Raw genomic sequence first — 18119 nt, 5'->3', positions numbered from 1 at the left:
TTGTCGCACTGGACCAAAAGGCCCTGCGTTCGTCCCGGGAACGGGCTCTTGGGGTAAGGCGAAGGTGGCAGGTTGCGAAAGCCACATTCGCAACGATCAACGTTGCGAAAGTGGCTTTCGCAACGTCGGCGGTCCGGCCTTCGCGACGTGATTCCGGGTGCCGATCCCGGTCAACAACCAGAGAGAAGACTTCTCGCCCGCCGCCGGTTCATGCTTGACCGGACTGCGCGAACGGACGGCGGCCGCGTATCTGGGGACAGAGCCGGCGCCGGGACCGGATTCCGTGACTTGAGTGGTTGAGAGCTAGGGGAGTGCGGTGGCATGAGCGTTGAGCGGATTTCGATTGTCGGTATCGGTCTCCGATACCCGGACGCCGGTTCCCCGGAAGAACTGTGGGAGAACGTCCTCGCCGGCCGCCGGGCGTTCCGGAGGCTGCCCGACGAGCGGATGAACCGCGAGGACTACTACTCGCCCGACCCGAAGGCACCGGACCGTTTCTACGCCCAGAAGGCCGCGGTCCTCCGCGACTGGGAATTCGACCGGATCAAGTACAAGGTCGCGGGCAGCACGTTCCGTTCGACCGACACCACGCACTGGCTGGCGCTCGACGTCGCCGCGCAGGCACTGGCGGACGCGGGTTTCCCCGAGGGCGAGGGGCTGCCGAGGCCCGCCACCGGCGTGGTCATCGGCAACAGCCTCACCGGCGAGTTCTCGCGGGCCAACATCATGCGGCTGCGCTGGCCGTACGTGCGCCGCACGGTCGCGGCGGCGCTCGCCGAGCGCGGCTGGGCCGACGGCGACACCGCCGAGTTCCTCCACGATCTCGAAGCGCAGTACAAGGCGCCCTTCCCGGAGATCGACGAGGACACGCTCGCGGGCGGGCTGGCGAACACGATCGCCGGCCGGGTCTGCAACTTCTTCGACTTCGGCGGCGGCGGGTTCACTGTGGACGGTGCCTGCTCGTCTTCGCTGCTTTCCGTCGTCACGGCGGCGAACGCGCTTTCGGAGGGCGACCTCGACGTCGCCATCGCGGGTGGTGTCGACTTGTCGATCGACCCGTTCGAGGTGATCGGGTTCGCCAAGACCGGCGCGCTCGCCAAACGCGAGATGAAGGTCTACGACGCCGATTCCAACGGGTTCTGGCCCGGCGAGGGTTCCGGAATGCTCGTGCTGATGCGCGAGGAGGACGCGATCGCGCAGGGCAAGCGGATCTACGCCACCATCGGCGGCTGGGGTGTCTCGTCCGACGGCAAGGGCGGCATCACACGTCCCGAGGCCTCGGGGCACCGCCTCGCGCTCAAGCGGGCGTACGACAAGGCCGGTTACGGCGTCGAGACCGTCTCCTACTTCGAGGGCCACGGCACCGGGACCGCGCTGGGCGACGCCACCGAGATCGAGGCGCTCTCCACCGCCCGCCGGGACGCCGACCCGCTCGCCGAACGGGCCGCGCTGAGCACGATCAAGGGCAATATCGGCCACACCAAGGCCGCCGCCGGGGTCGCCGGGCTGATCAAGGCGACCTTGGCGGTCTACCACCAGGTCATCCCGCCCGCGACCGGCCATTTCGAACCGCACGAGTCGCTGGTCGGCGACTCCGCGCGGATGTACGTGCCCGCCGAGGCCGGGCTGTGGCCCTCGGACCAGCCGGTCCGCGCCGGTGTCTCCGCGATGGGCTTCGGCGGAATCAACTCGCACGTCACCGTCACCGAAGCGCCGGGTGCGGCCCGGCGCAAGGAACTCGACGAACGGACCAGGTCGCTGGTCGCCGGACGGCAGGACAGCGAACTGCTGCTCCTCGACGCCGACGACGCCGCGTCGCTGCGCGGCCGGGTGACCGGTCTGCTGGAGATCGTGCCGAAGCTCTCGTTCGCGGAACTCGCGGACCTCGCGGGCACGCTTTCCCGCGAACTGTCGGGGAAACCGGTCCGCGCGGCGATCGTCGCGGCAGGCCCGGACGACGCCGAGCGCAAACTGGCCAAACTCCTCGACCTGCTCGGTGAAGGGGAACCGGAAGTCTTCTCCGCCAAGGAAGGCATCTTCGCCGGCTCGCACTCCCGTGCCCCGAAGATCGGTTTCCTGTTCCCCGGCCAGGGTTCCGGGCAGGGCAGGGTCGGCGCGGTGCGCAAACGGTTCGCGCACGCCGACGACATCTTCCGCGCCGCGAACCTGTCCACCGGCGCCGACCAGGTCGCCACCGACGTCGCGCAGCCGCGTATCGTCACCGGTTCGCTCGCCGGGCTCCGCGTGCTGAAGAGCCTCGGCATCGAGGCGGGCACGGTCGCGGGCCACAGCCTCGGCGAGCTCACCGCCCTGCACTGGGGCGGCGCGCTCACCGAACGCGAAGTCCTCGAACTGGCCAAGATCCGCGGCAGGGTGATGGCGACCGCCAGCGACGGAAACGGCGCCATGGCGGCGATCTCGGCCACGCCGAGCGTCGCCGAGGGGCTCGCCGAGGGCGAAGAGGTCGTCATCGCGGGCTACAACGCGCCAGAGCAGACCGTCCTTTCCGGACCGTCGGAGGCGATCGACCGGGTGGTCGCCCGTGCCCGCGCGGAAGGGGTCACCGCCGCGCGTATCAACGTCTCGCACGCCTTCCACTCGCCCGCGGTCGTCCCGGCCGCCGAGGCGATGACCGAGGAACTCGCCGCGTTCGACTTCGCCCGGCTCGACCGGCCGGTCGTCTCCACGGTGACCGGTGACGTCCTGCACGCCGCCGAGGACCTGCGCGATCTGCTGCGCGACCAGGTGGTCCTGCCGGTCCGCTTCCGCGAGGCGGCCGCGAAGGTCGCCGAGCGCAGCGACCTGGTGATCGAGGTCGGCCCCGGCCGCGTGCTCACCGGCCTGTTCGGGACGATCGCACCCGGCACCCCGGCGCTTTCGATCGACACCGACAGCCTGACGCTCGCCCCGGTGCTGAAGGTCGCCGGCGCCGCGTTCGCGTTCGGCGCCAAGCTGGAGACGGCCGCGTTGTTCGACGGCCGTGTCGTGCGGCCGCTGCCCGCGGACGGCGAATTCTCGTTCCTCGCCAGCCCGTGCGAGGCCGCGCCGTCCATCGGCGCCGTCCTGGCCCGCGACCGGGTCGCCGAGCCTGCCGAGGCGGCCGCAGGAACGGCTTCGGAAAGCGGCGGCAGCAGCACCCTCGACCTGCTGCGCAAACTCGCGTCCGAACGGGTCGAGCTGCCGCTCGAAGCGGTCACCGCCGACACGCATCCCCTCGACGATCTGCACCTTTCGTCGATCACCGTCGGCCAGCTGGTCAACGACGTGACCAGGGCGCTCGGCCGACCGGCGCTGGAGGGCATGCCGAACTTCGCGACCGTGTGTCTCGGCGAACTCGCCGAGATGATCGACGAGCTCGCCCAGACCGCCAAACCCGCCGACAGCAACCAGGCCGAGGTCGCCGGGGTCGGGCCGTGGGTCCGGCCGTTCGCGGTCGAGTACGTCGTCGCGCCGAAGCCGTCGCCCGACCTCGCCACGGGTATCTCCACCGCCGAGTGGACGGCCTTCGCCCCGGCCGGTCATCCGCTGGCGGAGCCGCTGCGCGCGGCACTGGCGACGGCCGGTCTCGGCGACGGTGTCCTCCTCTGCCTGAACGCGGACAGCGGTTCGGGCGACGTCGGCCTGTTCCTGGACGCGGGCCGCGCGGTGCTGGCCGCGCCCAACGGCACGCGGTTCGTCGTGGTGCAGCACGGTCTCGGCGCCTCAGGCCTGGCGAAGACGCTCCGGCTGGAGGACCCGTCGGCCCGCACCACGATCGTCGACCTCGCCGACCTCGCGCCGGTCGATCCCGAGGCGCTCGACGCCGCGGTGTCCACAGTGGTCACCGAAGTGGCGGCGACGACCGACTTCAGCGAAGTCCGCTACGACACCGCCGGGATCCGCACGGTGCCGAAGCTCGCCGCATTGACCCCGGCCGAGGCCGAAGGCACCCCGCTCGACACCGGCGACGTCCTGCTCGTCACGGGCGGCGGCAAGGGCATCACCGCCGAGAGCGCGTTGGCGCTGGCCAAGGATTCCGGCGCGAAACTGGCGCTGCTCGGCCGGAGCGACCCGGCCGACGACACCGAACTTTCGGAGAACCTCGGCCGGATGGCGGCGGCCGGCATCACCTACCGCTACGAGCGCGCCGACGTCACCGACGGAAGGCAGGTGGCCGACGCGATCGGCCGGGTGCAGGAGGCGTTCGGCCCGGTCACCGCCGTGCTGCACGGCGCGGGCCGCAACGAGCCCGCCGCGCTGTTCTCCTTGACCGAGGAGAGTTTCCGCAAGACGCTGGCCCCGAAGATCGGCGGTCTCCACGCCGTCCTCGACGCCGTCGACAAGGACAAGATCAAGCTGCTGGTGACCTTCGGCAGCATCATCGGCCGGGCGGGTCTGCGCGGTGAAGCGCACTACGCCACGGCCAACGACTGGATGACCGAGCTGACCGTGCGGTTCGGCCAGGAACACCCGCGGGCCAAGGCGATCGCGCTCGAATGGTCGGTCTGGTCCGGGACGGGGATGGGCGAGAAGCTCGGTGTGGTCAGCGCTTTGATGCGCGACGGCATCACCCCCATCCCGACCGAGGAGGGCATCGAGATCCTCCGCCAGGTCGTCGGCGATCCGGCCGCCCCGTCGGTACTGGTCGTCTGCGGCCGGACCGCCGGGCTGGCCACCCTGCCGGTGGAGAAACGCGAACTGCCGCTGACCCGCTTCGTCGACCGCGCCGTCGTGCACTATCCGGGGGTCGAGCTGATCACCGAGGCCGACCTGTCCGCGGGCAGCGACCCGTATCTGGCCGACCACCTGCTCGACGGTCAGCTGCTGTTCCCGGCGGTGATCGGCATGGAGGCGATGACCCAGGTCGCCAAGGCCGCGCTGGCCGCGGAAACCCTGCCGGCGCCGGTGTTCTCCGACGTCGAGTTCCTGCGCCCGATCATCGTCTCGCCGGGCGGATCGACCACGATCCGGCTCGCCGCGCTGGCCAGGGACGCCGAAACGGTGGACGTGGTGCTGCGCAGCGGGGAGACCGGTTTCAGCGCCGACCACTTCCGGGCCCGGCTGCGGTTCTCCCGGCCGGATCCGCTCGGCGACACCGTCGCCCGCGACGTCGCGCTGCCGCCGGTCCCGGTCGACCCGACGACCGAGCTCTACGGCACGGTCCTGTTCCAGGGCAAGCGATTCCAGCGGGTCACCGGCTACCGGCGGGCCAGCGCGCGGCACGCGGTCGCGGAGATCGCGACCGGCGCCGAGGTCGACTGGTTCGCGCCGTTCCTCCCGCAGGAACAGCTTTTGGCCGACCCGGGCACCCGCGACGCGATGATGCACGCGATCCAGTGCTGTGTGCCGGACGCGACCCTGCTGCCACAAGGGATCGAGCGGCTGTACCTCGCCGAACCCGGCGAGCAGCACCCGGAGTACGTGCTCCTCGACGCCCGCGAGCGTTCGCAGGACGGCGACAGCTACGTCTACGACCTCGACGTCCGCAACCCCGACGGGAAGCTGGTCGAGCGGTGGGAAGGGCTGAAGCTGCGCGCGGTGCGCAAACGCGACGGCGAAGGGCCGTGGGTCCCGTCGATGCTCGGGTCCTATTTGGAGCGTTCCGTCGAACGGCTGCTCGGCTCGTCCCGCGCGATCGTCGTCGAACCGGATCCGGTCGGGGTTTCCGTGGAGTCCACGCCGGAACGACGGGCGCAGACGGCATTGGCCGCCGGCCGCGCCGTCGACGCGCCGCTCGAGATCCGCTACCGCCCCGACGGGAAACCGGAGGCCGACGGGGTCGAGGTGAGCGCGTCGCACAGCGCCGAGCTCACCCTGGCCATCGCGGGCAGCGGCCGGATCGCGTGCGACGTCGAAACGGCGATCGAACGGACGCCGGAGGACTGGGCGGGCCTGCTCGGCGAAGATCTGCTCGCGGTGGGCGAGCTGCTGGCCGCGGACGCCCGCGAGCCGCTTTCGGTGGCGCACACCAGGGTCTGGAGCGCGCTGGAATGCGTGCGCAAGACCGGGGACATGTCGCAGGCGCTCACCGTGCACCGGGTCGACCCGGACGGCTGGGCGGTGCTCTCCCACGGCGCCGCCCGCATCGCCACCTGGGTGACCACCGTCAACGACCGGACCGATCCCGTCGTCTTCGCCGTGCTCCAGGGAGAGGAAAGCTGACATGGCCGACTACTACGAGATCCTCCACACGGTCGGATTCGAAGAGACCAACCTGGTTGGCAACGTCTACTACGTGAACTACGTGCGCTGGCAGGGCCGGTGCCGCGAGATGTTCCTGAAGGAGAAGGCACCCGCGGTGCTCGAAGAGGTCCGCCACGACCTCAAGCTGTTCACGCTCAAGGTGGACTGCGAGTTCTACGCGGAGATCACCGCGTTCGACGAGCTGTCCATCCGGCTGCGGCTGGAAGAGCTGACCCAGACCCAGATCCAGTTCACCTTCGACTACGTCCACCTCACCGCGGAAGGCGAGCGGCTGGTGGCCCGCGGACGGCAGCGGATCGCGTGCATGCGCGGCCCGAACACGGCCACGGTGCCCAGCCGGGTGCCCGAGCAGTTGCGTGAGGCGCTGGCCCCGTACGCGGTCGACGGCAAGGGGGAATGACGTGGCCACGCTGGAGGAACCTTCGCGGCCGGTGCTGAAACGGCTGCCGACCCCCGTCGCCCGGCGCCGGTTGTCCGCGCAGGCCGGCCTGCGGGAGGTGATGGGCCAGTTCGCCACCGGGGTCACCGTGCTGACCGCCGGGGGCGAACGGGCGCACGGGATGACCGCCAACGCCGTCACCTCCGTGTCGCTGGAGCCGCCGATGGTGCTGTGCTGCGTTTCCCGCGCGGCCCGGATGCACGAGGCGATCGTGACGGCGGGTTCGTACGCGGTCACGGTGCTGGCGTCGGACCAGAAGGAACTGGCGAAGTACTTCGCGGACTGGCGCCGCCCGGCCGGGCTCGCGCAGTTCGACTCGGTGGACTGGACGGCCGGGCCGCAGACCGGCGCGCCGCTGCTCGACGGCGCGCTGGCGTGGCTGGAATGCGAGCTGGCGGAGGTCTACGAGGGCGGTGACCACTCGATCTTCCTCGGCAAGGTGGTCGCTTCCAGCCGAGGCACCGCGCAGGACTCGCTCGTCTTCTACGGCGGCGGTTACCACCAGATCGACGGCCGGATCCGGGCATCGGCCTGACAGGAAGAGGGAATGCCATGACCATCGACGAATCCGCCACGCCCGCCCCGGCGCCCACCGCCGAACGGCCGCCGGTGGTGACCACGATGCCCCGGCTCGGGCGGGGGGTGTGCTGGCGCGACATCGTGCGCGAGATCGAACTCGACGAGCTCGACCGCGAGGCCCGCATGAGGGAGGCGGCGTGACCCTGCAGGGCGATCCGGGCGCCCAGCGCGCGGATGACTCCGAGGTGGTGCCGTTGCCGGAAGACCGGCTGCGGCGCCCCCGGATCCCGAGGCCGACCGACGGGCAGGTGATCCCGCTCGCCCGCGGCGCCGAACCGGTGCATCCACCGGAACCGACGATGCCGTTGCTCCGCACCCAGCGTGAAGAACTGCGCGAGCATATCGTCGACGGACGGCTCGACGGTGTCCGGCGGCAGCACTCGCTCGGCAAGCACACCGCGCGCGAACGGCTGGATCTGTTGCTGGACCCCGATTCCTTCACCGAGGTCGAGCTGTACCGGCGGCATCAGGCGAGCGGGCTCGGGCTGGCGGAGAACCGGCCGTACACCGACGGCGTCATCGCAGGCTCCGGCACCATCGACGGGCGGCGCGTTTTCGTCTACGCGCAGGACTTCACCGTTTTCGGCGGTTCGCTCGGCGAGGCGCACGCGGCGAAGATCCAGAAGGTGATGGATCTGGCGATCGCCACCGGTTCGCCGCTGATCGGGCTCAACGACAGCGGGGGAGCGCGGATCCAGGAAGGCGTCATGGCGCTCAACGGCTACGGCGGTATCTTCCGCCGCCAGGTCGAGGCGTCCGGTGTCATCCCGCAGATCAGCGTGGTGCTGGGGCCGTGCGCGGGCGGGGCGGCGTATTCGCCCGCGCTCGCGGATTTCGTCTTCATGGTGCGCGACACCGCTCGCATGTACCTGACCGGGCCGGACGTCGTCGAGACCGTGACCGGGGAACGGGTCAGCCACGACGAACTGGGCGGCGCGGACGTGCACGGCGCGTCGTCCGGTGTGGCGACCGTGGTGCACGACGACGAGGAGAGCTGTCTCGCCGACGTCCGGTACCTGGTGTCGCTGCTTCCGTCGAACTACCTGGAGCCCGCGCCCCGTGAGCCGTCGCAGGACGCGGGCAAGGACCGGCGGCCGCGGTTCGCCGAACTCGTCCCGGTGGAGCCGAACAAGCCGTACGACATGCGTGACGTGTTCTCGGAACTGGCCGACGACGGCGAGTTCTTCGAGCTGCACGAGCGGTGGGCGCGGAACGTGCTGTGCGCGCTCGCGCGGGTCGACGGGCGCGTGGTCGGCCTGGTCGGCAACCAGCCGGTGGTGTTCGCCGGCGTGCTCGACGGCCCGGCTTCCCAGAAGGCGGCGCGATTCGTGCGGTTCTGCGACGCGTTCAGCATCCCGCTGGTGACCCTGGTGGACGTCCCGGGCTTCCTGCCGGGCGTCGAGCAGGAGCATTCCGGGATCATCCGGCACGGGGCGCAATTGCTGCACGCCTACTGCGAGGCGACCGTGCCGCGTGTGCAGGTGATCCTGCGCAAGGCGTACGGCGGCGCGTACATCGTGATGGACTCGCGGTCCATCGGGACCGACCTCTCACTGGCGTGGCCGACCAACCAGATCGCCGTGATGGGCGCCGAGGGTGCGGTGAACGTGTTGTTCCGCAAGGATCTCGCCGTCGCGCCCGATCCGGACGCGTTGCGCGCCCACCTGGTCGCCGAGTACACCGAGGAGTTCATGAACCCGCAGTATTCGGCCGAACGCGGCCTTGTCGACGACATCATCGACCCGGCGGACACCCGGTCCGCCGTCGCCAGAGCGCTGGACATGCTGCAGGACAAGCGAAAGGCGGCGCCTCAGCGCAAGCACGGCAACCACCCGATCTGAACGGGGGAACCATGTCACCGTCCGGAATGGACAGTGCGCCGGTCTTCCGGGTCCTGCGGGGGGACCCGGAAGACGCCGAACTGGCGGCGCTCGTCGCCGTCTTCACCGCGCTGGCTTCGGCCGCGCCCCCGCCCGCGGCGCCCGCCCGGCCGGCCTGGTCGCCGCTCGTCGCGCCGACCTGGCGTACCTCGGTGCTGCGCTGAGCCCGTTGCGCGTAATGGTCCGAAGTCCGTGAAGGCCTCCTTGAGGGACTCTGGGTCCCTCAAGGAGGCCTTCACGGACAGGGAACACAGGCACAGCCGAGACCCCTACCGCCCGGACAAGCCGACAGCGTCGCCTGATGTCGCGAAAGCCACTTTCGCGACGTCTGATGTCCCGAAAGTGGCTTTCGCGACGTGTTCTCACGCGAGCCGTCGCGCGGCCTCGGTCTCCCGCCGCGGTGGATACGTACTGTGGCCGGTGTGCACGGCGACGTAGAGGATCCCTCCGTCGACCACCGTCTCCAGCTCCGTTCGCTCCCCAGGCGCGAACGGGCCTCCACAGGCCGCGCAGGTCCGCTGCCGCTCCGCCGCGCTCATTGCCGGTCCCGCTGCTCGGGGACCGCGGGGTCGGGCCACGACAGGCCCAGCAGGTCGACGTCGAGCTCGTCTTCGGCGTAGATCTCATACGGGTCGAGACGTTCGGTCATGGCGCGCTCCTTGGGTTTCGGGGTACCACAAGGGCACTACCGCCGCCCCGTCACCGGCGACTTTTCCTTTGCTCATCGGAGCGCGCCGGCATTCTCGAGCACCTCACGACCGGCTCCCGATCGGACGGGGCCATCCTTGGTTGTCAAGTGAGTCTTTCATCCGAGGCCGGGAGGAACATCATGACGGCACAGGTGCGAATTTGGGTCGTGACCGATGATCTCGACCCGACCGGGGCCGCCGAGGCCGACGCGACGGCGTTCGTCCCGGAGCCGAGGCAGGCCGCCGAAAACGATTTCCCGGCCGAGCACATCGTCCTCGGCTACAACTAGGTCACCCCCGTACGACAGCACGGACAAAGAAGACCGCCGGGTATGGCGCGCGCGAGAATGAAGATCGCCCGCGAACCGGCCAGACCACGAGGAGGCCTCCGGATGGCTATGCGCCTCCAGCTCACGTCGGGTTTGCAGGTGCTGGAAGAATGGGCGATCAATGCTCCGCAGGCCGATCGCAATGTTATCTACGAAGCGCTTTTCGCGGTAGCCGACGGATCCGCTTTTCTCATCTACGACATTTTCGGAGATGGCCGTGATCCGCATCAGTTCATCATTCTGGTGAAACACGATCTCGTCATCCGGATCGGGCTCAAGCGGACCGATTCCTCGTTCGAGATTGTCTACATCGGTGCGCTCGAGCACGGTACGCCCGCCGCGGCTTGGGCGGACGACGTCGACGGCTCCTGAGTCGGTACCGCTGAACGGCCCAGTCCGCGCCTCGGTACCGGCAGCCTTTCGTACCAGTGGATCATGTGTTCCTCACCTTGACATCGTCCAGTTCGGCGTGAAATTCTGCGAGTGTTTGCGGATGGGGAAAATTCTGCCGGTCTGGAATTGCGGTCGTCGAGATCTGGAGGCATGAAAGATGTCATCTCCTGAATTCCCGGGATTGGATGTTTCCACCCGGGTGCGTGCGCGTGACATTCAGATGGCAGGCGTCGCCGACGTCCGCCGGAGGGTGCTGATGATCTCCGGGGCGATCGACACCACCGAGCACGACATCTCGGTCAGCGTCAATCTCCCCGAACCCGGCCGCTGGCAGGTGATCAAATCCGAGACCAACCTGACCGACAAGACCTGGGTCGCGATGCAGGTCGTCACCGACGAGGACTCGACCTTCGTCAACGACGCCGACACCCTCGTGCTTTCCCGCCAGTTCTCGAAATCCTTCATGACGCCGGATCAGCGCCGTCTCACCTTCTACGACGGTGAGGTCCGGCCCGGCGAGGCCGTGCTGAAGGTGTACTCGCTGGACGCCGGCGGGCGGAAGCCGACCTACTCCTATTCCCGCTACAGCCCGATCGCCACCGACACCGCCGAGCAGTCGCAGCAGACACTGGACGAACTGATCGGCAACGGGATGAAGCAGCGCCCCGTGATCGAGCTGATCGTCCCGGTGACCGTGATCGGCTGAGCACGCCGGTGATCACTTTCGTCCCGGAACCCCATCTGCTCGAATCGCCGCGCGGGCGGGAGTGGCCCGTTCTCCCCGGCGCCCGCGCGGCGCGCACCCCCGAACCGCCGCCCGCCGCCGACGTGGTCATCGTCGGCGCGGGCCCGGCCGGGCTCGCCGTCGCTTCCGCCCTGTGGCACCACGGCGTCCGCGACCTCGTCGTCGTCGACCGCGACGGCCGCCCCTGCGGCCGGTTCTTCGACCGCGTCGATCTGCTCGGCCAGCGCGTGCTGCGGTCGCCGTACGAACACCACCCCGGCGTCGAGGGCTACCGCGACTGCGAACTGCTGGACTTCGCGCGGCTGCACTGGTCGGTGCTGACCCCGGTGGAGCGCCGGGAGATCCGCATGGCGCAGGCCGGGCATCGCTCGGTCGTCCCGGTCGACGTCTTCGAGGCCTATTGCCGTCATCTGGCCGCGAGCCACCACGTCACCGAACGGACCTGGCGCGGCTCGGTCCGCGAGGTGCTGCCGACCTCGGACGCGGTCACCGTGCGCGCGGACCGGTTTTCCGTCACCGCGCGCCATGTCGTGCTCTGCCTCGGCGAGGAACGCCGGTCCGCGCCGGAAACCTGGTGGGGTGGCGGCCATCCGCCGCGCGGCGTGAGCTACTGGGACGAACCCGTTCCCGGCGGCGGGAAACGTCTCGCCGTCGTCGGCGCCGGCCTCACCGCCGCGCACCTGATCTCCAACGGGCTCGCCCAAGGGCGCGAGGTGCACTGGGTGGTCCGCGAAGCGGGCGAGCGCTACCAGTGCGCCGACGTCAACTCGTCGTTCTTCCGTCCCGAAGGCCGTGCCCGTTTCGACGGGGTGAGCTGGTCCGAGCGGCTCGAACTGATGGGCCGGTTCCGGCGCGCGTCGATCATGTTCGAGTTCCGGCCCATGCTCCAGGCGGCCGAAGCCGAAGGGCGGCTGATCGTGCATCGCGGCAAGGCGATCACGAAGGTGACGCCGGGCGTCGGGCTCCACCTCGAAGACGGTTCCCGGGTTTCCGTGGACCACGCCGTCCTGGCGCTGGGCACCACGCCGTCGATCGGTGACGGCCTGATGCCCGGCGAAGCCGTTCTCGATCGCGGCGGCTGGCCGCGGCTGGACGAACGCACCTTCGCCTACGCCGGCGCGCCCCGGGTCTTCGCCGTCGGCGCGGCCGCGGGGATGGCGCTGGGCCCGGCCGCCCGCAACATCGACGGCCATCGTGTCGCCACCGCCCGGGTCGCGGCGGCCGTCGCCGGGAACCTGCGCCGGGACACCCCGCTGAGGACGGTCACGAAGGACGTCGCCCGTGTCTGAACCCTACGACTCCCGGTTCACCCTGCCGTCGATCGACGACGCGCCCTCGACCGAGTCGGGGGTGATCCTGCTGGGCCTGGACGCCGAACGCCTGCTCGCCGGGGTCGGGCTGGCCCGGCTCGCCGATGAGCCCGCGCTGGTGGCCCTCGCCGTGGATCAGGCCCGGCACGAGGCGCTCGACCTCGGCCTCGACGCGCTCGTCGAGGCCGGGATCCTCCGCTGGCGCGCGGTCCGCCCGCTGATCGAAGCAGGTCCGGAGATGGCGGCGGCGGGTTCCCTGCGCCGAGAATGGGAACACGCCACCGCGCGGGTCACCGCCACGGTGACCGGGCTCGGCCCGGCATCGGTGGCGTGCCTCGCGGCCTGCTGGCTGCGTCGCGACGACGTCGATGAGTTCGCCGCGCACGGACGGGCGCCGGAAAAGGGGAGCGGTACACAGGATGTCCTATCTCGGGTCTTTGCCGACTGACGCCACCCTGCTGCAGGTCTTCCGGAAGTTCCCGGCGCCCGCGGCGAAACTGCTGGAGTTCCACGAACTTCTCATGCGGGCGCCGTCGGCGTTCGGCGCGGGCGAGCGGGAGCTGATCGCGGCCTACGTCTCCGGCGTCAACGATTGCCGGTACTGCCACGGGGTCCACACCGTCACCGCGGAGGCTTTCGGTGTGCCGGAAGGGCTTCTGGCGGCCGCATTGGCCGATCTCGACTCCTCGCCCGTGGACGACCGGATGAAGCCCGTACTGGCCTACGTGGGCAAGCTGACGCGCACTCCGGCGAGGATGACCGACGCGGACGCCGAAGCGGTGTACGCGGCGGGCTGGGACGAGACCGCGCTGCACGACGCCGTCCTCGTGTGCGCCCTGTTCAACTTCATGAACCGGATGGTCGAAGGGCTCGGGATCCGCGCCGACGCCGCCTACGCGAAGATCTCGGGCGTGCGGTTGAAGGAAGCCGGCTACGCCGGCCTGGCCGCGTTGCTCGAAGAGACTTCCCGCTGACTGGTCCATCCGGGTGCGGGTAATCACGTGGTGACCACGAGCGGTCACCATTTCGTGCTGAGACCGCCCGGCCACGTTCCGTCGTCGAAAACGGTGCCCATTACTCCGTCCGGTGCCCATGATCGCGGAAACGGAGCAGGCGAAGGGCACCTTCCGGCGTAGGTGAAAAGCACATCCCCGCGATGATGCATGGCACTGGCCGCGTACCCGCCCTGAGCAGCACGATTTCCTCATCGAAGGAACACCACCGAACAGCCTGGGAGCCATCGATGATGAACACCGCGACCGACAACGTCCGCTCGCTCTTCGCCGTCCGGGGGATCGACACCGGGTTCGCCGGGGACCAGGTCGAGCTCGTGATCGACCGGTTCGACCACTGGACCAACCAGCACCGGGGCGAGGCGTTCAGCTGTTTCACCGGCGCCTGTTGCACCGCCCCGCCGCTGGCCGAAGCGAGCTGAGCGCACCTCTCCGGCCGTCACTCGCACCCCGAAGGCGAGTGGCGGCCGGTTTCGTGCGCGTGCTCGACGGAAAGTAGCCGACCGACCGCGGAATCCGTTTCCACGTGACCCTTTCGCCCCGCCGACTCACCACCCGAACGGTGGAACGCGTTCGGTGCGGGCGTGTTTATGTTGGGGCCATGGGGGTGCGCGTGAGGGGACGGCGCCATGGTGATCAGGGTTCTCGTGGCCGAAGACATGCACATCGTCCGCGGGGCGCTCGTGGCGCTGCTGCGGCTGGAACCGGATATCGAAGTGGTGTCCGAGGTGGCGTCGGGTGACGAGATCCTCCCCGCCGCAAGGGTTTCCCGCACCCAGGTCGCGATCATCGACATCGACCTCCCCGGCAAGGACGGGCTCACCGCGGCCACCGAGCTCCACGAGCAGCTCCCGGAGGTCAGGACCCTGATCCTGACCAGCCTCGGCAGACCCGGCACGCTCCGCCGGGCGCTGGCGGCCAAAGTGAGCGGTTTCCTGCTGAAGGACGCGCCCGCGGAGAAACTCGCCAACGCCGTGCGCGGGGTGGCGGCCGGGCGGCGGATGGTCGACGGCGATCTGGCCCTAGCCGCCTGGGACACCGTGGAATGCCCGCTGACCCCGCGGGAGATCGACGTCCTGCGGCTGACCGCCGAAGGCCGCGACACCCTGGAGGTCGCGGCGAAGGCCTTTCTCTCCACCGGAACCGTGCGCAACTACCTGACCACGATCGTGTCGAAACTCAACGCGCGCAACCGCGTCGACGCGATCCGGATCGCCAAAGAGTCCGGCTGGATCTAGCGCGGATCTAAACGGGCACCACGGCACGCAGCCGGAACCGCCCGTCGGGCTCCACGCCGGCGGTCAGCTCCCCGCCGAGCCCGGCGACACGGTCGGACATGTTCGTGATGCCGCTGCCCGGGGCCTCCACCCGCACCGGCTGCTCCGGCTTCGGCGGCCGCCCGTTCACCACACCGTCGTTGACGATGTCGAGCGCGACGCCGTCGCCGGTCCGCCGCACGGCGATCTCGCAGCGTTCGACCTTGCTGTGCCGCAACACGTTCGTCACGCCCTCGCGCAGCACCACGGCCAGCACGGTCCGCACCGTCGTCGGCAGGTCGTCGTGCTCGATCTCCAGCCGCACCTGGACGTCGGCGGCCACCAGGACCGCCTGCGCCGACCGGGACTCCTGATCCAGCGAGAGTTCGCGGTAGCCGCTCGCCACCGACCGGACGTCGCTCAGCGCCTGCCGCGTCAGCCCGAGGATCTCCAGCAGCTCGTCGGAGGCGCGATCGGTGTCGATGTCCATGATCCGGCTGGTCAGCTCGCTCTTCAGGGCGATCGCCGAGAGGCTCATCCCCAGCAGGTCGTGCAGGTCGCGGGCGAACCGCAGCCGCTCCTCCGCGACCGCGACCTCGGCGAGGCGTTTCCTGGTCTCGCCCAGTTCGGTCACCAGCCGGATCAGCCAGATGAGCCCGAACACCATCAGCCCGGTGTTCAGGATGGAGGCGAAGGTGTAGAAGCCGCCGAGGAAGTCGGTGCCGTAGGCGATCCGGATCGCCACCACACCGGCGGCGGTCACGGCGAACGCCGTCCATCCGGCCAGCGGCGGCAGCACCAGCAGGGCGGTGCCGGCGAACAGGCTGGGCAGGCTCACCCACGCGCTCCCGAGCGGGATCAGCGGCAGGAAGATGAGGCAGGCCTGCACGAACAGCAGCGCGTAGCTCTGCCGCGAGCGCAGCCGGACGTTCGGGCGGGCGAAGTAGGACAGCTGCAGCGTGGTCAGCGCGGTGAGATAGCCGGCGATGAGCGCGAGGGACCAGCCGTCGTCGGTCAGCATGAACGCCCTGGCCATCGCGGAGAGGCTGAAGACGATGAAGACCACCGTCATCGTCCACTGGACGTTCCTGGCGTCGATCCGGGACCAGTGCCCCGACGCCTCGGCCAGCGCCGCCTCGGTGGGCTCGGCCCGTTCGGGCACCGGGAGTTCGGCGTGCAGCCGCCACCGGCCCGCCGGGTCGGGGCCCGCGCTCAGCTTCCCGCCGTGCCCGGCGACCTCCTCGGTCACCTCGCGCAGGCTCTCGGCCGTCTCCTCGGGGACGTCGTCGTGCGCCGTCCCGTCGTGCACGATCTCCAGCGCGACCCGGCCGTCGTTCTCGCGCACGGTGATCTCGCAGTGCTCGACGCCGGTGTAGCGGAGCACGTTCGTGACCCCTTCGCGCAGCACCTTCGCCAGCAGGGTGCGCAGCTTCACCGGGAGTTCGACCTGCTCGAGGTCGACCCGCACCGCGACGTTCGACGCCGAGAGCAGCGACACCGCGGTCCGCGACTCCTTGTCGAGCGACAGCTCCCGGTAGCCCCTGGCCACCGACCGCACGTCGGACAGCGTCCGCTGGGCGATCCCGGTGATCTCGGCGAGCTCCTCACGTGCCCTGGTCAGTGACTTCCGCAGCAGCCGGTGCACCAGCTCGCCCTTGAGGGCGATCGCGGACAGGCTGAGGCCGAGCAGGTCGTGCAGATCCCTCGCGAAGGCCAGCCGCTGTTCGGCCACGGCGCGCCTGGCCAGCTCGGTCCTGGCCTGGTGCAGTTCGGTCACCAGCCGCGCGAGCCAGGTCAGCAGGTACACGACCAGGGCGTAGAGGACCGCGGTGACACTGTCGAACACCGCGCCGAGCCAGGTCTCGTCGTAGGTCCAGAGGATCCAGATCGTGCCCGCCATGAACACGGTGAACACCGTCCAGCCCGTCCGCGGCCGGAACAGCAGCAGCGCGCTGCCGGCCGCGAGGGTGGTCAGCGAGCTCAGCGCCGCGTCGAAGTGCAGGGTCGACAGGAACGCGAGACACGCCTGCACCGCCAGCATCACCTTCGCGAGCCTGGTGTCGAGCCGGACCGCCGGCCTGCTGAAGTACAGCAGCTGGATCGCCAGGACGGGCCCGACGTACAGCACGGCCAGCAGGCCCTGCCAGAAGTCCACCCCGGGACGGAACAAGACCGCGAGGAGACCGAAGAGGCAGGAGTTGACGAAGACGACGGTGATGATCAGCGCGGCGAGGAACAGCGCCCGCCGCGGACGCCGGTCGACTCCGGCGGTACCCAGCGGTTCGGCGGTCACCGCGAGCTGTTCCGGCACAGGCACCCCAGTGGTAACAGAAGACGTCTTGATCCTTGTCGTGCTGCCCCCTTGCGACGGCCGAGGCCGTCGCACGACCTCCATCGCCGTGTGATTCGGATCCTAACCCATCTTCGTTACCCCGGTTCCCGCTTCCGTGACGGCGGGGAGGATGATCAAGGAGACGTTTTCCCGCACCGGGACAGGGAAATCCCGACGGTCACCCGCACGGGTGTGGGGCGTTCGGACCACGCGGGCGGTCGCGGAACACGCCACGATGGAAGACGTGGGTTCCACTTTGTACGCCACCCGGGGTGCGCCACGCGGGACGGGCGCTCGCGGCGGCGGGGCGCCGGTGGCCCTAAGCTCTGCGCATGGCCAGGTATTTCGACGTACATCCGGAGAATCCGCAACGACGCGCGATCGGACAGGTCGTCGACATCCTGCGCGAAGACGGGCTCATCGCGTACCCGACGGACTCCTGTTTCGCCCTCGGCTGCCAGCTGGGGAACAAACAGGGCATCGACCGCATCCGGAGCATCCGCAAACTCGACGACCGCCACCATTTCACCCTGGTGTGCCAGGACTTCGCCCAGCTGGGCCAGTTCGTGCACGTGGACAACGCGGTCTTCCGCGCGGTCAAGGCGTCCACACCGGGCAGTTACACGTTCATCCTCCCGGCCACCAAGGAGGTTCCGCGCCGTCTGCTGCACGCCAAGAAGAAGACCGTCGGCGTGCGCATCCCGGACCACGTGGTCACCCAGGCCCTGCTCGGCGAACTCGGCGAGCCGCTGCTGTCGAGCACGCTGCTGCTGCCCGACCAGGAGGAGCCGATGACCCAGGGCTGGGACATCAAGGAACATCTGGAGCACGTGGTGGACGCGGTGATCGACTCCGGCGACTGCGGGGTCGAGCCCACCACGGTCATCGATTTCTCGTCGGGCGAGCCGGAGATCGTGCGCCGGGGCGCCGGCGACACCGCGCGCTTCGAGTGACGCGCGGGGCCGGCCTCT

Annotated in this window: 17 protein-coding genes; 15 read left to right on the top strand and 2 right to left on the bottom strand. The window is 69.8% G+C overall.

From position 1 onward, the window contains the following. Positions 1-321 precede the first annotated feature (321 nt). The 6 genes from ACFWIW_RS11355 to ACFWIW_RS11330 are packed head-to-tail and all read left to right on the top strand — an operon-like array spanning position 322 to position 9245. The gene (locus ACFWIW_RS11355; protein WP_378368334.1) at positions 322-6141 is read left to right on the top strand and encodes an SDR family NAD(P)-dependent oxidoreductase; all 5820 of its coding nucleotides are present in this window, start codon (positions 322-324) and stop codon (positions 6139-6141) included. A 1-nt stretch (position 6142) separates the two neighbouring features. Further along, positions 6143-6583: a thioesterase family protein gene (locus ACFWIW_RS11350; protein WP_005154182.1), complete on the top strand. Its 441-nt coding sequence runs from the start codon at positions 6143-6145 to the stop codon at positions 6581-6583. Between the two features lies 1 nt (position 6584). Continuing rightward, positions 6585-7157 carry a flavin reductase family protein gene (locus ACFWIW_RS11345; protein WP_378368333.1) on the top strand — a complete coding sequence of 191 codons (573 nt, stop codon included), beginning with the start codon at positions 6585-6587 and terminating at the stop codon, positions 7155-7157. A 17-nt stretch (positions 7158-7174) separates the two neighbouring features. Further along, positions 7175-7342 carry a DUF6222 family protein gene (locus tag ACFWIW_RS11340; RefSeq protein WP_378368332.1) on the top strand — a complete coding sequence of 56 codons (168 nt, stop codon included), beginning with the start codon at positions 7175-7177 and terminating at the stop codon, positions 7340-7342. After that, positions 7339-9042, top strand: coding sequence for an acyl-CoA carboxylase subunit beta (locus ACFWIW_RS11335; RefSeq protein ID WP_378368331.1), 1704 nt, complete (start codon positions 7339-7341; stop codon positions 9040-9042). Before ACFWIW_RS11340 ends, ACFWIW_RS11335 begins: the two co-directional genes overlap by 4 nt. A gap of 11 nt (positions 9043-9053) precedes the next feature. Further along, the gene (locus ACFWIW_RS11330) at positions 9054-9245 is read left to right on the top strand and encodes an acyl-CoA carboxylase subunit epsilon (protein ID WP_378368330.1); all 192 of its coding nucleotides are present in this window, start codon (positions 9054-9056) and stop codon (positions 9243-9245) included. Between the two features lie 198 nt (positions 9246-9443). On the opposite strand, the gene ACFWIW_RS11325 is transcribed toward ACFWIW_RS11330, so the two are convergent. Continuing rightward, positions 9444-9620: a hypothetical protein gene (locus ACFWIW_RS11325; RefSeq protein WP_378368329.1), complete on the bottom strand. Its 177-nt coding sequence runs from the start codon at positions 9618-9620 to the stop codon at positions 9444-9446. A 290-nt stretch (positions 9621-9910) separates the two neighbouring features. Between ACFWIW_RS11325 and ACFWIW_RS11320 the strand changes: the two genes are divergently transcribed. From ACFWIW_RS11320 to ACFWIW_RS11285, 8 genes are all read left to right on the top strand, one after another. Further along, the gene (locus ACFWIW_RS11320) at positions 9911-10060 is read left to right on the top strand and encodes a hypothetical protein (protein WP_378368328.1); all 150 of its coding nucleotides are present in this window, start codon (positions 9911-9913) and stop codon (positions 10058-10060) included. A gap of 102 nt (positions 10061-10162) precedes the next feature. After that, positions 10163-10471, top strand: coding sequence for a DUF6235 family protein (locus ACFWIW_RS11315; RefSeq protein WP_016332236.1), 309 nt, complete (start codon positions 10163-10165; stop codon positions 10469-10471). 241 nt (positions 10472-10712) lie between these two features. Then, positions 10713-11198, top strand: a complete 486-nt coding sequence (locus ACFWIW_RS11310; RefSeq protein ID WP_240594690.1) for a DUF6423 family protein — start codon at positions 10713-10715, stop codon at positions 11196-11198. A gap of 8 nt (positions 11199-11206) precedes the next feature. Continuing rightward, the gene (locus tag ACFWIW_RS11305) at positions 11207-12526 is read left to right on the top strand and encodes an FAD-dependent oxidoreductase (protein ID WP_378368327.1); all 1320 of its coding nucleotides are present in this window, start codon (positions 11207-11209) and stop codon (positions 12524-12526) included. Then, a complete protein-coding gene (locus ACFWIW_RS11300; protein WP_378368326.1) occupies positions 12519-12995 on the top strand; it encodes a DUF6187 family protein in 477 nt (158 codons plus the stop codon). The genes ACFWIW_RS11305 and ACFWIW_RS11300 overlap by 8 nt, the downstream gene beginning before the upstream one ends. Next, complete coding sequence (locus ACFWIW_RS11295) at positions 12967-13521, top strand: carboxymuconolactone decarboxylase family protein (protein WP_378368325.1); 555 nt, start codon at positions 12967-12969, stop codon at positions 13519-13521. The genes ACFWIW_RS11300 and ACFWIW_RS11295 overlap by 29 nt, the downstream gene beginning before the upstream one ends. Before the next feature lie 269 nt (positions 13522-13790). Then, positions 13791-13982: a hypothetical protein gene (locus ACFWIW_RS11290; protein ID WP_037347770.1), complete on the top strand. Its 192-nt coding sequence runs from the start codon at positions 13791-13793 to the stop codon at positions 13980-13982. Positions 13983-14189: 207 nt separating this feature from the next. After that, positions 14190-14798 (top strand): DNA-binding response regulator, encoded by a 609-nt coding sequence (locus ACFWIW_RS11285; protein ID WP_081976077.1) that lies wholly within the window; start codon positions 14190-14192, stop codon positions 14796-14798. Between the two features lie 7 nt (positions 14799-14805). Here the strand turns inward: ACFWIW_RS11285 and ACFWIW_RS11280 are convergent, their stop codons facing one another. Further along, positions 14806-17127, bottom strand: a complete 2322-nt coding sequence (locus tag ACFWIW_RS11280; protein ID WP_378368324.1) for a sensor histidine kinase — start codon at positions 17125-17127, stop codon at positions 14806-14808. Positions 17128-17480: 353 nt separating this feature from the next. On the opposite strand from ACFWIW_RS11280, the gene ACFWIW_RS11275 reads away from it, so the two are divergent. Next, entirely contained in the window at positions 17481-18101 is a 621-nt protein-coding gene (locus ACFWIW_RS11275; RefSeq protein ID WP_125695428.1) for an L-threonylcarbamoyladenylate synthase, read from the top strand. Positions 18102-18119: the final 18 nt, after the last annotated feature.

The sequence above is a fragment of the Amycolatopsis sp. NPDC058340 genome (genome assembly GCF_042723975.1).
Classification (GTDB): Bacteria; Actinomycetota; Actinomycetes; order Mycobacteriales; family Pseudonocardiaceae; genus Amycolatopsis.
The sequence above is the reverse complement of the archived record's forward strand: the minus strand, read 5'-3'. Positions and strand labels throughout refer to the sequence as shown.

Excerpts from the sequence above, each read along its gene's own strand:
- ACFWIW_RS11355 (WP_378368334.1), top strand. The coding sequence starts at position 322 with ATGAGCGTTGAGCGGATTTCGATTGTCGGTATCGGTCTCCGATACCCG.
- ACFWIW_RS11350 (WP_005154182.1), top strand. The coding sequence starts at position 6,143 with ATGGCCGACTACTACGAGATCCTCCACACGGTCGGATTCGAAGAGACC.
- ACFWIW_RS11340 (WP_378368332.1), top strand. The coding sequence starts at position 7,175 with ATGACCATCGACGAATCCGCCACGCCCGCCCCGGCGCCCACCGCCGAA.
- ACFWIW_RS11330 (WP_378368330.1), top strand. The coding sequence starts at position 9,054 with ATGTCACCGTCCGGAATGGACAGTGCGCCGGTCTTCCGGGTCCTGCGG.
- ACFWIW_RS11325 (WP_378368329.1), bottom strand. The coding sequence starts at position 9,620 with ATGAGCGCGGCGGAGCGGCAGCGGACCTGCGCGGCCTGTGGAGGCCCG.
- ACFWIW_RS11320 (WP_378368328.1), top strand. The coding sequence starts at position 9,911 with ATGACGGCACAGGTGCGAATTTGGGTCGTGACCGATGATCTCGACCCG.
- ACFWIW_RS11315 (WP_016332236.1), top strand. The coding sequence starts at position 10,163 with ATGGCTATGCGCCTCCAGCTCACGTCGGGTTTGCAGGTGCTGGAAGAA.
- ACFWIW_RS11310 (WP_240594690.1), top strand. The coding sequence starts at position 10,713 with ATGGCAGGCGTCGCCGACGTCCGCCGGAGGGTGCTGATGATCTCCGGG.
- ACFWIW_RS11295 (WP_378368325.1), top strand. The coding sequence starts at position 12,967 with ATGTCCTATCTCGGGTCTTTGCCGACTGACGCCACCCTGCTGCAGGTC.
- ACFWIW_RS11290 (WP_037347770.1), top strand. The coding sequence starts at position 13,791 with ATGATGAACACCGCGACCGACAACGTCCGCTCGCTCTTCGCCGTCCGG.
- ACFWIW_RS11285 (WP_081976077.1), top strand. The coding sequence starts at position 14,190 with ATGGTGATCAGGGTTCTCGTGGCCGAAGACATGCACATCGTCCGCGGG.
- ACFWIW_RS11275 (WP_125695428.1), top strand. The coding sequence starts at position 17,481 with ATGGCCAGGTATTTCGACGTACATCCGGAGAATCCGCAACGACGCGCG.